Raw genomic sequence first — 11,845 nt, 5'->3', positions numbered from 1 at the left:
GAACGGCGGCCCGCCCGCCCGTCCCCAGGACCGTCCCGAGGACGAGACGGCCCCCGGCACCCCGCCCGCCCCCGCGCCCGCGGGCCCCGCGCCCGGAGGGTCCAGACCGGCCGCGCTCGCGCGCCTCCAGGTCTTCCGCTGCTGAGCCGGCCCGCGCACTGACGGCGACCGGCCGCGCTCCGGCGCGCCCGGAACCCGCCGCGGCCCGGAACCCCCGTGGTCCGGCCCAGGCCCAGGCTCAGGCCCCGGCGCCCGACGTCCCGTCAGTCCGCTCCGCCGCCCGAAGACAGCAGCCCCCGCTCCGGCCGACGCCGGGCGGGCGGAAGGAGACCCGATGCGAACGCCCGTGCACCACCACGCCCCCGCCCTCCCGCACCGGAAGGCCCGAGCGCTGTGAACCTCAACCCCGAACCCGGCCCCGAGCCCGTCCACGCCACCGCCGCCCGTACCGCCGCCCGTACCGCCGCCGACCGCTCCACCACCGGCCGCACCAGCGCCTTACGCGGCGCGCTCGCCCACTGGCGCCAGGACGTGCCCGCCTCGCTGGTGGTCTTCCTGGTCGCCGTCCCGCTGTGCGTCGGCGTCGCCGTCGCCTCCGGCGTGTCCGCCGAACGCGGGCTGGTCACCGGCATCGTCGGCGGGCTGGTGGTGGGCCTGCTGCCCGGCAGCAGCCTCCAGGTCAGCGGCCCGGCGGCCGGCCTGACCGTCCTCGTGTTCGACGCCGTCCAGCGCTTCGGCCCCGCCGCGCTCGGCGTGCTGGTGCTCGCCGCCGGCCTGCTCCAGATCGCCATGGGCCTGCTGCGCACCGGCCGCTGGTTCCGGGCGATCTCGCTGTCCGTCGTGCACGGCATGCTGGCGGGCATCGGCCTGATTCTGATCCTCGGCCAGCTGTACGCCGTCTCCGGGCGGAGCGCGCCCGGCAGCGGCGGCGGGAAGATCGCCCACCTGCCCGGCCTGGTCGGCGACTGGTTCACCGGCCGGGCCGCGACCACCGCCCTGCTGATGGCCGCCGCGACGGTCCTGCTGCTGGCGGTGTGGAAGAAGCTCCCCGCCCCCGTCCGGGCCGTGCCCGCCCCGCTGGCCGCCGTCGCCCTCGCCGCCGCGGCCACCGCCCTGTTCGACCTGGACGTGCCCCGGGTCGAGGTGGACGGGCTGCTGGACTCGCTCTCCCCGCCCACCCGCGACGCCCTCGCCGCGGTCACCGGCGCCGCGGGCCTGGGCACCGTCCTCGCCTTCGCCCTGATCGCCTCCGCGGAGAGCCTGTTCAGCGCCGCCGCCGTCGACCGGATGCACCACGGGCCGCGCACCGACTACGACCGCGAACTCACCGCCCAGGGCATCGGCAACACCCTGTGCGGCCTGCTCGGCGCCCTCCCGATGACCGCCGTCATCGTCCGCAGCGCCGCCAACGTCCAGGCCGGGGCCCGCACCAGGACCTCCCGCGTCCTGCACGGCCTGTGGCTGCTGCTGTTCGCCGCGCTGGTCCCCGCCGCGCTCGGCCTGATCCCGCTCGCCGTGCTCGGCGGCGTCCTCGTCCACGCCGGGGCCAAACTCGTCCCGCTGCCCCAGATCGCCGCGCTGTGGCGCGGGCACCGCGGCGAACTCGTCGTCATGGCCGTCACCACCACCGCCATCGTCCTCACCACCCTCTTCGAGGGCGTCCTGATCGGCGTCGCCCTCGCCGTCGCCAAGAGCGCCTGGCAGACTTCCCACCTGCACATCGACCTCACCGACACCGGCCCCGGCGGCCCCCTGCGGATCAGCCTCAGCGGCAACGCGACCTTCCTGCGCCTGCCCCGCCTGCTGGACGCCCTCGAATCCCTCCCCACCGGCCGCCCCGTCGAACTCGACTGGACCGGCCTGCGCCACCTCGACCACGCCTGCCGCACCGCCCTGCTCACCTGGGCCAACCGCCACACCGCCCACCCCGAGACCGCCGTCACCTGGGAACCCCCGCTCACCGTCACCACCTGAACGAACCACGGAGGTGAGAACAGGGGCTCGGGTAACGGCGGGTCCGTGCTGCCGACGGCCCGAGCCCCTGGCGGCGCTCTCCCGAGCCCCCGTTGCGGTTGCTCTCCCGTTCCAGGGGAAAGGTTTCGTCATGCGGGAACGAGAAGCCCCAGAGCCCGTCGAGACCGTCCCGCTGTCCGCGGCGCAGCGGCGGTTCTGGGCGGACCCGGGGGCGTCGCCCGGCAGTTCCGCGCACCACCTGGCGGTGGACGTCCGGCTGCCGGGGGCGGCGGACGAGCGGGTGGTCCGGTCGGTGCTGGGCGCGCTCGCCGCCCGGCACGGGCCGCTGCGCACCACGGTGGCCCCGGCTGGGGACGGCGGCTCGCCCGTGCAGTGGGTGCACCGTCGACTGCCGCTGCGGTTGCGGGTGGTGGAGCTGGCGATGATCCCGGAGCGGGACCGGCCGGGCCTGGCCGGGCGGTTGGCGGCGGACGCCTCGCGCCGCCCGTTCGACCTCGCCGCGGGCCCGCTCTGGCGGGCGCTGCTGCTGCGCTCCCCGGCCCGGGGGCGGCTCCACCTGGTGGCCCACCGGCTGGTCTGCGACGAGCACTCCGCCGCCGTCCTGCGGGCCGAACTGCTGGAGGGCGTCACGGCGGCCCTGGCCGGGAGGGCCGCCCGGCTCCCGGAACTCCCGCCCCGGCACACCGATCCCGCGCCCCGGCAGCGGACCGACGGAGGGCGGACCGCCGGGGAGCGGACCGACGGGGAGTAGGCCGCCGGTGCCCCCGCCGCGGGGCGGTCCGGGGCGAGGGGGAGAATCCTGCCGTCAGGAGTCTTCCGGGGTCGGTGAAGGGGCCGTGGAGTGCCGTACGTCGTCGTCAGTGCGCTCAGTCACGACGGAGTGGTCAGGGACCACAACGAGGACAGTCTCGTCCTGGGCCCGTGGACGCTGTGCGCCACCTCCACCGACAGCCCGCAGTCCATGGTGTTCCCGCTCGGCGGCACCCCGGTGGTGGTGGCCGTCGCCGACGGCCTCGGCGGCCACCCCGCCGGCGACGTCGCCTCCGCGCTGACGGCCCGCCACCTGGCCGCGGCCGGGCCGCGGCTGCGCACCGAACAGGACGTCACCGACGAGCTGCGGGCCTGCCACGCCGTCCTGCACGCGGCCGGGGAGGCCGACCCGGCGCTGGCCGGGATGGCCACCACGGTGGCCGGGGCGGTGTTCGGCACCGACCACGTCCTGGTGTTCAACGTCGGCGACAGCCAGGTCCACGAGATCACCCCCGACCGGGGCGAGGGCCTCGCGCTGCGCCTGCTCAGCACCGACGACAGCCCGCCGCCCGCCCCCGGCCGGCGCACCAGCCACCTGGTCACCAGCACCCTCGGCGGCCCCGCCGCCCCCGAGGACCTCCGGCCCCACCTCGTCCGGCTGCCCGTCGAGCCCGGCGCCCGCTACCTGCTGTGCACCGACGGCCTCACCGACCCGGTCGCCCCGGAGGACCTCGCCGCCCTGCTCACCGAGGCGGCGGCCGAGGCCGACGGCGACCCGCAGGGCGACGACCAGCGCGCCCTGGTCGACCTGTGGCGCGCCGCGATCCGGGCCGGCGGCCCGGACAACATCACCCTCGCCCTGGTCCGCGTCGAGGACTGACCCGGCCGAGCGCCGCCGCGTCACCCGTTCCGCCTACTGACGGGGCGTCAGCGCCCGTGTCCGGAGACGGTGAAAGGAGGTCGTTTCCCCTTTCCCGAGAGGCGTGCGATGTACCAGAACCAGTTGGCGCGGACCGGAGCGGGCGTCCTGGTGCTCGGCGGGCTCACCCTGGCCGGGTGGTGGGTGGCCGTGGCCGCGGCGGCGCTGATCGCCGTCGGAGTGCTGTGCGTGCGGACCGGGTTCCGCCGTGGGCGCTGAGCGGCGGCCGGCCGCCCCGGAGGTCCTGACGGCCCGTCGGCGCCGGCCCGCGCTGCTGCTCGCCGCCGCGGCGGGCCTGCTGACGGCCGCGACGGTGCTGGCCGGGTACGGGCTGCGGGCCTGGAGCGCCGCGCTGGGCGCCCAGGGCTGGTGGACGCAGTGGCTGTGGGCGCCGATGGCCGCCGCACTGCTGCTGCAGACCGCGCTGTACCTGGCCGAGCGGCCGGCCGCCGCCACCCCGGAGCAGCAGCGCGCACTGGACCGGCTGGAGGTGGCGGTGCTGGTGCCGGTGTTCGACGAGGACCCCGGCTACCTGCGCTCGGCGCTGGCCTCGCTGCTGGACCAGCACCGCCGTCCGAGCTCCGTCCACGTCGTCGACGACGGCTCCACGGTCGACTACCGCGAGGTGCGCGGGCCCTGGCTGCGCGCCGCCGCCGCGGCCGGGGTGCGCGCCACCTGGGAGCGGCAGCCCAACCGGGGCAAGCGCCGCGCCCAGGTCGCCGCGGCCCGGCACTGCCCCGGCGCGGACGTCCTGGTGACCGTCGACTCCGACGCCCACCTCGACCCGCGGGCCCTGCACGAACTCCTCCAGCCGCTCGTCGACCCGCGGGTGCAGGCCGTCGCCGGGGTGGTGGTGGCGCACAACAACCGGCGCGGGCTGATCAGCCGGATCACCGACCTGTGGTACGTCACCAACCAGCTGGTGGACCGCTCCGCGCTGTCCCCGCTGGGCGCGGTGATGGTGTGCTCCGGCTCGCTCGCCGCCTACCGCGCCGACCTGCTGGCCGACCACCGGGACGCCTACCTCGCGGAGACCTTCGCCGGCCGGCCGGTCACCTTCTCCGACGACTCGATGCTCACCTTCTACGCGCTGCGCCGCGGCCGGGTCGTCCAGCAGCCCTCGGCGATCGTCTTCTCCGTCATGCCGGAGCGGGTCGGCCACCACCTGCGCCAGTACGCCCGCTGGATGCGCGGCTCCACCATCCGCTCGCTGTGGCGGGTGCGCTACCTGCCGCCGCGCCACCCGGCCCTCCTGGCCCAGGTCCTGCGCTGGTACCAGCACCTGGCCGCGAGCGCCGCGGCCGTCCTGCTGCTGACCCGCTCGCTGCACGCCGGGGCGCCGCTGCCGCCGGTCCTGCTGGCCGTGCCGGTGCTGCTCGTCTGCGGCCAGACCCTGCGCTACCTCACCGTGCGCCGCTCCGACCAGTCGTTCCGCTCGCAGCTCGGCACCTGGGCGTTGACCCCGCTCGCGCTCGCCTGGTCCTGGACGGTGCTGCGCCCGGTGCGCTGGTACGCCACCGCGACCTGCCTGCGCACCGGCTGGGGCACCCGCCGCAACGGCCCGGAGGTCGTCGCCCCGGCCCCCGGGGCCTGACCGTCCGGGCCTGACCGTCCCGGCAGGGCCGTTGCGGCGGGCCGGGCCCGGCGCAGGGTCAGGCCAGGCCGAGCGCGGGCAGGACGGCGGACTCCACGTACCGGGCCAGGTAGGCCGCGTCGGCGGGCTGCCCGTCGACCAGCGGGCGGATCCGGGTCACGCCGAAGATCATGCTCGGGACGAACGGGAGGGCCGGGTGGTCGGCCGGGACCTCGCCGCGCTCCACCCCGCGCCGCAGCACCGCCTCCAGCGCCGCGACCTCGGGGGCCACCACCGTCTCGCGCACCGCGTCCCGCAGGTCGCTGTCGGTCATCACCGCGTAGCCGAGCGCCTGCAGCAGGCCGGTGTCCTGGTCCGACCAGGCCCCGGCGGCCGCGGCCGCCAGGCGCAGGTCGCCGGCCAGCGAACCGGTGTCGATGCCCGCGCAGCGCGGCTGCCGGTCGGCGCGCAGGGCGGCCGCGACGAACCGGGCCTTGGTGCCCCAGCGCCGGTAGAGGGTGGACTTGCCGCACCGGGTGCGGGCGGCCACGCCCTCCATGGTGACGGCCTCGTAGCCGTGGCTGCGGACCTCGTCGAGCACGGCGGCGAAGAACTCCCGCTCCCGCTCGGAACTGATCTTCGAACGGGCCGGGACGGCGGTCGGTTCCGCGTCCTGGGCGGGCTGTCGCGTCATGCCTTCCCCATGGTGTCGGTGCGGTGGCAGGCGTATGTACACTACCGAAACGTATCGATACGCGCCCGTATCGATACGCCAGCGTATCGGCACTCGAGGGCGGTCCACGAGCACGGTCCGCCAGTAAGGGGGGAAGGGTTGCCCGCCCGGACGGAACCCGCCACGACACCGGCCACCGGCATACCCAGGCCCGGCCTGGTACGGGAACTCCTGATCGTCGTCGGCCTGTTCCTGGTCTACAAGTTCGGCCGCCGACTGGCCATCGGCCACACCGAGGCCGCCTTCCACAACGCGGACCGGGTCTGGGGCCTGGAACGCGCCGTCCACCTCCCGGGCGAGGGCGCCGTGCAGTCCCTCCTGCTGCACGACCACACGGTCGTCCAGGCGGCGAACGCCTACTACGCGAGCGTCCACTTCCCCGCGACCGCGCTCTTCCTGGTCTGGCTCTACCTGCGCAGACCCGTCCACTACCTGTGGGCCCGCCGGGTGCTGGCCACCGTCACCTCGGCCGCGCTGGTGCTGCCCTTCGTCTTCCCGCTGGCCCCGCCGCGGATGCTCACCGCCAGCGGACTCCAGGACACCGCCCTGCTCTACGGCCCCTCGGTCTACGGCCCGCCGACCACCGACCACCTCTCCAACCAGTACGCCGCGATGCCCTCGCTGCACTTCGGCTGGGCCCTGATGGTCGCCATCGGCCTGATCGCGGCCACCCGCTCGCGCTGGCGCTGGCTGTGGGCGCTGCACCCGCTGGTCACCCTGACCGTGATCGTCGGAACGGCCAACCACTACTGGCTGGACTCGATCGCCGCCACCCTGATGTTCCTGCTCGCCTTCGCCGTCGTCCCCGGCCCCGGCCGCACCGGCCCCGGTCGCACCGGCCGCACCGGCCCCGGTCGCACCGGCACCGGCCACACCGGTCGGACCGGCCCCGGCCGGGGCGCCCGCCGCCGGCTGAGCCGCCCGCCGGACGGCGCTGTGTCGCAACCCCCGGCCGCCGCCGCACTCTGGTGAACTCTCAGGAGGGCCCGTCCCGCCGCCGGGACGGGCCCTCCGCCGTTGCCACCACCAGCCAGGAGCGCGCACATCGACAGCCATCCCGAGGACGGCGACCCGGCGGGCGGCGACCCGGCGGGCAGCGAACCCGACGGCGCCCCGGTCACCCGCGCGGTCGCACTGGCCGCCGCCGTCCTGCTCTACGGCCTCGTCGTGGGCCTGTACTACGGCACCGAGGGCTGGCAGCTGCCCTCCGTCCTGGTCGCGATCCCCGCCGTCCTCGCGCTCGCCTTCGGACCACCGGTGATCATCGGATCCGCACTGGTCGCGGTCGGCACCCGCTGGCTGTTCGCGCTCTCCGACCCCGGACGCACCGAGGCCGCGGTCGGCACCACCCTGGTGATCCTCGGCATCGCCGGATTCGGCTGCTTCGTGGTCCGCCGCCGCGAGCGCGCCGCGGCCCGACTGGTCAGCGTCGCCACCGTCGCCGAGACCGCCCAGCGCGCCGTGCTGCGCCCCGTCCCCGCCACCGTGGGCGGGTTCCGGGCCGCCGCCAACTACCGCGCCGCCGCCCGCTACGCCCGCATCGGCGGCGACCTCTACGCCGTCGCCGACACCCCCGCCGGGCTGCGCGCGCTGATCGGCGACGTCCGCGGCAAGGGCCTGGACGCGGTGGCCACCGCCGCCGTCGTGCTCGGTGCCTTCCACGAGGCCGTCCTCGACGCGCCCGGCCTGGACGCCCTCGCCGACCGGCTCGACGCCAGCCTGCGCCGCCACCTCACCGACCCGGAGTCCTTCGTCACCGCGTTCCTCCTGGAGGCCGCCCCCGACGGCACCGTGCGCGGCCTCTCCTGCGGCCACCCTCCCGTCCTGCTGCTGCGCGGCACCGAGGTCTCCGAACTCCCCGCCCCCTCCGGCCTCCCGCTGGGCCTGCGCACCCCCGCGGACGACCCCGCCCCGGCTCCCGCCACCCCGCTGCACCCCGGCGACACCCTGCTGCTGCACACCGACGGGATCAGCGAGGCCCGCGACCGCGACGGCGCCTTCTACCCCCTCCCGGCCCGGCTGGCCGCCTGCACCGGCCTGCCCCCGCAGGCCCTGGTGGACCGGCTGCAGCAGGACGCCCACGACTTCGCGGGCGGCACCAGCGACGACACCGCCCTGCTCGCCCTGCGCCGGGAGCCCGCCGCACCGTCCCCGGAACCCGGGGCGGACGCCGCCGGGGACGCCTGAACCCCGCCGTCCGGCGGAGGTGACACCGCCGGGGCACCGGCGGGCGTAGCGTCGGACCCAATACTGAGGAGGGTTCCCGATGCGCAGCGTGACCTGTTCGATGACCGTCTCGCTCGACGGCTACGCCACCGACCCGGACGGCGGCCTCGACTGGGGGGCACCCGACGAGGAGGTGTTCCGCCTCGCCACCGAGGAGGTCCGGGGGACCGGCGTCCACCTGCTCGGCAGGCGCCTGTACGAGGCGATGCTGTACTGGGAGGACGCCGAGGAGGACCCGTCGCTCGGCTACTCCACCCGGGAGTTCGCCGACCTCTGGCGGGCGCTGCCCAAGGTGGTCTTCTCCCGGACGCTCACCTCGGTGCGGGGCAACGCCCGCCTCGCCACCGGCACCCTGGCCGAGGAGGTCGAGCGGCTGCGGGCCGAGCCGGGGGAGGGCGACATCGCGATCGGCGGCCCGGACCTCGTCGCCCAGGCGGCCGCCCTGGACCTGGTCGACGAGTACCGGCTCAGGACGAACCCCGTCCTGCTCGGCGGCGGCACCCCGCTCTTCCCCCAGGACGGGCGCCGGACGGACCTCGAGCTCCTCGAGTGCCGCACCCTCGCCTCGCAGGTCCTCCACCTCCGCTACCGGGTGCTCAGGGAGCGGTGAGCGGGCCCGGCGCCGCCGCGGCGCCGGCCGCGTCCGGGCGGAACGCCGGGTAGCCGGGCAGCTCGGGCACGTCCCACTCCGCGGCGAGTTCGGAGAGCAGCAGCCGCAGCGTCGCGGTGAAGGCCGGACGGCCCGTCAGCCGGAGCGCGCCCGTCCAGCGGTGCCGCAGCACCTGGCGGCGGGTGGGCACCGGCCGGCGGGTGCGGTGCATCGGCCCGTCCTCGGACAGGGCGCGGCGCAGCAGGTGCAGGGTGCCGTCGACCGTCCAGACCACCACCGCCCGGTCCATCCCGTCCTCCCAGAGCGCGTCCTCGGCGAGGTCCGGGTACTGCCGCACCACCTCGGAGCGGTAGGCGTCCTCGATCCGCCGGGCCAGGCCGTCCGGCAGCCGGTAGACGCACCAGCAGCTGGAGAACGGCATCCGGCAGTAGGCGGCGGTCAGGAAGACCGACTGGTAGCCGGCCGCCTCGAAGTCGATCAGCCGCAGGCCCGCCGCGGTGATCAGGTTGTTGTCGGGGCAGGTGTCGCCCGGGGTGAAGCCCGGGTACCGCTCGCCGCCGGCGGTGCCGACCGCGGCGAGCTCCTCGGCCAGGCCGGGCGGGGCGGACAGGCCGCACTCGGCGAGCAGCTCGAGGAAGGCGTCGGCGTTGCTCAGCTGCCACGGCTCGTCCTCCCAGCTCGGCAGGCCCCGGCCGTGCCGCTCCCAGAGGGCCGCGAACTCGGCGCGCCGCGGCACCGAACCGGCCGCCAGCCGGCCCAGGCCGCGGGCCCACTCCAGCAGGCCGCGCTCGGCGGCCTTCGGGTCGGCGCCCAGCAGCAGGTCCGCCAGGGTGGGCGCGTCCCCCAGGTCCGCCATCACCAGCAGCCGCCGCTCGTGGTCCGCGGCCAGCAGTTCCGGCCCGGCCAGGCCGAGCGAGAGCCCGGCCGCCTCGCCGGTGTACGCGCGCCGCGCCTCGGGCCCGGCGGCGAACGCCTTGACGACCACGCTGCCGCCGGCGGCCGTCCGGCAGCGCAGCACGGTGCTGCGCGGACTGCCCCCGAGGTCGACCGGATCCCGGAGGGTCTCGCCCAGCAACGTGCTTGCGGCCCGGATGATTTCGTCCATCCGGGCATGCTGTCAGTTCGCGGGCCCGTGCTCACCCGGTATTCCCACCGGCCCCGTCTTCGCCGCCGCCGGTGAGGCCGAGGCGGAGGTGTTCGGCGTGGTGGACGGCCTGGTCGAGGAGTCGGGCGACGTGGTCGTCGTGGAGGGCGTAGACGACGGAGCGGCCCCGGCGGGTGCCGGTGACGAGGCCCAGATCGCGCAGGAGGCGGAGCTGGTGGGAGCAGGCGGACTGCTCCATGCCGACGGCGTCGGCCAACCCGGTCGCGGCGCACGGGCCTTCGCGCGGCCGGTCGAGGATCGGCAGCCGGGAGGGCGCGGCGAGGGCCTGGAGGGTGGTGGCCACCCGGGCGGCGTTGTCGGCGTCCAGGCGGATGCGCGGGACGGCGTTCTCGGTGGCGGCGCCGGGAGCCGTGCGGCCGTCCTCCGGGCGACGGATGAAGAGCTGTTCATGTGTTCCTGTATCGTCGGGGGAGTCCTCGTACCGCCCCGGCCTGCGTGAAGGGTCCCGTCTGCCATGTCCTCCTCCACCCTGGTCGAGCGCCCCGTCCGGGCGTCCGCACCGGCCGCCGCCGCGCCCCGGCGGCGCACCCGGATCCTCGCGCTGCCGGAGGCCCGGTGGGCCGCGGCCGCGCTGGCGCTGTTCCTCCTGGCACTGCCGCTGGAGTGGGCCGGCGCCCCGGTGTGGGCGTGGGGCCCGCTGTACGCGCTCGCCTACGCCTGCGGCGGGTGGGAGCCCGGCTGGGCGGGGCTGCGGGCGCTGCGGGAGCGGACGCTCGACGTCGACCTGCTGATGATCGTGGCGGCGCTGGGCGCGGCGGCGGTCGGACAGGTGATGGACGGCGCGCTGCTGATCGTCATCTTCGCGACCTCCGGCGCGCTGGAGGCGATCGCCACCGCGCGGACCGCGGACTCGGTGCGCGGCCTGCTCGACCTCGCCCCCGCCACGGCGACCCGGCTGCTGGACGACGGGACGGAGCAGGCCGTCCCGACCGGCGAACTGTCGGTCGGCGACACGGTGCTGGTGCGGCCGGGCGAGCGGATCGGTGCGGACGGCCGGGTGCTGGACGGCGCCAGTGACGTCGACCAGGCGTCGATCACCGGCGAGCCGCTGCCGGTGGCCAGGCAGGCGGGCGACGAGGTGTTCGCCGGGACGCTGAACGGCACCGGCGCACTGCGGGTGCGGGTCGAACGGGACGCCGCGGACTCGGTGATCGCCCGGATCGTGCAACTGGTCGAGGAGGCGTCGGAGACCAAGGCGCCCACCCAGCTGTTCATCGAGAAGGTCGAACAGCGGTACTCGATCGGCATGGTGGCCGCGACGCTCGCGGTCTTCGCCGTTCCGCTGCTGGTCGGCGCGGCGTTCACCGACTCGCTGCTGCGCGCGATGACGTTCATGATCGTCGCCTCGCCGTGCGCCGTCGTCCTGGCGACCATGCCCCCGCTGCTGTCCGCGATCGCCAACTCCGGACGGCACGGAGTGCTGGTGAAGTCCGCGGTGGTGATGGAGCGCCTGGGGGAGGTGGACGCCGTGGCGCTGGACAAGACCGGCACCCTCACCGAGGGCACCCCGCGGGTCACCGACGTCCGCCCGCTGGCCGGAACCGGGACGGGCGGCTCCGGGACGGGCGGCTCCGGGACGGGCGGCTCCGGGACGGGCGGGGACGGGCCCGGTGGGGACGAGCTGCTCGCGCTGGCCGCCGCCGCCGAGCACCCCAGCGAGCACCCGCTGGCCCGGGCGGTCGTCGACGCGGCCCGCACCCGCGGCCTCGCCCTCGCCCCGGCCGCGGACTTCACCTCCGCCCCGGGCGTCGGCGTCAGCGCCACCGTCGCCGGGCGCACCGTCGCGGTCGGCGCGCCCGCCCGGCTGCTCGACCCCGCCGACCCGCGGGCCGGCCGGGCCGCCGCGGTGGCCGCCGAGCTGGAGGAGGCCGGCCGCACCGCCGTCCTGGTCGCGG

At 76.6% G+C, this 11,845-nt stretch carries 12 protein-coding genes; 9 read left to right on the top strand and 3 right to left on the bottom strand.

Features of this window, described 5'->3' with window-relative positions:
- Positions 1-531 precede the first annotated feature (531 nt).
- From ACFUEL_RS24160 to ACFUEL_RS24140, 5 genes are all read left to right on the top strand, one after another.
- Positions 532-1,974: a SulP family inorganic anion transporter gene (locus tag ACFUEL_RS24160; RefSeq protein WP_380238838.1), complete on the top strand. Its 1,443-nt coding sequence runs from the start codon at positions 532-534 to the stop codon at positions 1,972-1,974.
- Between the two features lie 130 nt (positions 1,975-2,104).
- The gene (locus ACFUEL_RS24155; protein WP_380238836.1) at positions 2,105-2,725 is read left to right on the top strand and encodes a condensation domain-containing protein; all 621 of its coding nucleotides are present in this window, start codon (positions 2,105-2,107) and stop codon (positions 2,723-2,725) included.
- Positions 2,726-2,815: 90 nt separating this feature from the next.
- Positions 2,816-3,604, top strand: a complete 789-nt coding sequence (locus tag ACFUEL_RS24150) for a PP2C family protein-serine/threonine phosphatase (protein ID WP_380238835.1) — start codon at positions 2,816-2,818, stop codon at positions 3,602-3,604.
- Between the two features lie 108 nt (positions 3,605-3,712).
- Entirely contained in the window at positions 3,713-3,862 is a 150-nt protein-coding gene (locus tag ACFUEL_RS24145) for a hypothetical protein (protein WP_380238834.1), read from the top strand.
- On the top strand, positions 3,852-5,237 hold the full coding sequence (locus tag ACFUEL_RS24140) for a glycosyltransferase (RefSeq protein ID WP_380238833.1): 1,386 nt from the start codon (positions 3,852-3,854) through the stop codon (positions 5,235-5,237). Before ACFUEL_RS24145 ends, ACFUEL_RS24140 begins: the two co-directional genes overlap by 11 nt.
- Before the next feature lie 58 nt (positions 5,238-5,295).
- Here the strand turns inward: ACFUEL_RS24140 and ACFUEL_RS24135 are convergent, their stop codons facing one another.
- On the bottom strand, positions 5,296-5,910 hold the full coding sequence (locus tag ACFUEL_RS24135; protein ID WP_380238832.1) for a TetR/AcrR family transcriptional regulator: 615 nt from the start codon (positions 5,908-5,910) through the stop codon (positions 5,296-5,298).
- Positions 5,911-6,048: 138 nt separating this feature from the next.
- Here ACFUEL_RS24135 and ACFUEL_RS24130 point away from each other — a divergent pair, with 138 nt between their 5' ends.
- The 3 genes from ACFUEL_RS24130 (at position 6,049) to ACFUEL_RS24120 (ending at position 8,785) form a co-directional block, all read left to right on the top strand.
- Positions 6,049-6,921 carry a phosphatase PAP2 family protein gene (locus ACFUEL_RS24130; protein WP_380238831.1) on the top strand — a complete coding sequence of 291 codons (873 nt, stop codon included), beginning with the start codon at positions 6,049-6,051 and terminating at the stop codon, positions 6,919-6,921.
- Between the two features lie 45 nt (positions 6,922-6,966).
- Positions 6,967-8,136 (top strand): PP2C family protein-serine/threonine phosphatase, encoded by a 1,170-nt coding sequence (locus ACFUEL_RS24125; protein WP_380238830.1) that lies wholly within the window; start codon positions 6,967-6,969, stop codon positions 8,134-8,136.
- Between the two features lie 79 nt (positions 8,137-8,215).
- Positions 8,216-8,785 carry a dihydrofolate reductase family protein gene (locus ACFUEL_RS24120; protein ID WP_380238829.1) on the top strand — a complete coding sequence of 190 codons (570 nt, stop codon included), beginning with the start codon at positions 8,216-8,218 and terminating at the stop codon, positions 8,783-8,785.
- On the opposite strand, the gene ACFUEL_RS24115 is transcribed toward ACFUEL_RS24120, so the two are convergent.
- On the bottom strand, positions 8,772-9,890 hold the full coding sequence (locus ACFUEL_RS24115; protein ID WP_380238828.1) for a hypothetical protein: 1,119 nt from the start codon (positions 9,888-9,890) through the stop codon (positions 8,772-8,774). The two genes, ACFUEL_RS24120 and ACFUEL_RS24115, sit on opposite strands and share 14 nt — an antisense overlap.
- A gap of 31 nt (positions 9,891-9,921) precedes the next feature.
- Positions 9,922-10,326, bottom strand: a complete 405-nt coding sequence (locus tag ACFUEL_RS24110; RefSeq protein ID WP_380238837.1) for an ArsR/SmtB family transcription factor — start codon at positions 10,324-10,326, stop codon at positions 9,922-9,924.
- A gap of 78 nt (positions 10,327-10,404) precedes the next feature.
- Between ACFUEL_RS24110 and ACFUEL_RS24105 the strand changes: the two genes are divergently transcribed.
- Positions 10,405-11,845, top strand: a 1,441-nt coding sequence (locus tag ACFUEL_RS24105) for a heavy metal translocating P-type ATPase (RefSeq protein ID WP_380238827.1), incomplete at its 3' end; no start/stop codon positions are given.

The organism is Kitasatospora sp. NPDC057198 (genome assembly GCF_042670125.1).
Classification (GTDB): domain Bacteria; phylum Actinomycetota; class Actinomycetes; order Streptomycetales; family Streptomycetaceae; genus Kitasatospora.
Note: the sequence above shows the minus strand (reverse complement) of the source record. Positions and strands in the feature narration are given on the sequence as shown.

Coding starts and splice junctions, on each gene's coding strand:
- ACFUEL_RS24155 (WP_380238836.1), top strand. CDS start 2,105: ATGCGGGAACGAGAAGCCCCAGAGCCCGTCGAGACCGTCCCGCTGTCC.
- ACFUEL_RS24145 (WP_380238834.1), top strand. CDS start 3,713: ATGTACCAGAACCAGTTGGCGCGGACCGGAGCGGGCGTCCTGGTGCTC.
- ACFUEL_RS24135 (WP_380238832.1), bottom strand. CDS start 5,910: ATGACGCGACAGCCCGCCCAGGACGCGGAACCGACCGCCGTCCCGGCC.
- ACFUEL_RS24120 (WP_380238829.1), top strand. CDS start 8,216: ATGCGCAGCGTGACCTGTTCGATGACCGTCTCGCTCGACGGCTACGCC.
- ACFUEL_RS24115 (WP_380238828.1), bottom strand. CDS start 9,890: ATGGACGAAATCATCCGGGCCGCAAGCACGTTGCTGGGCGAGACCCTC.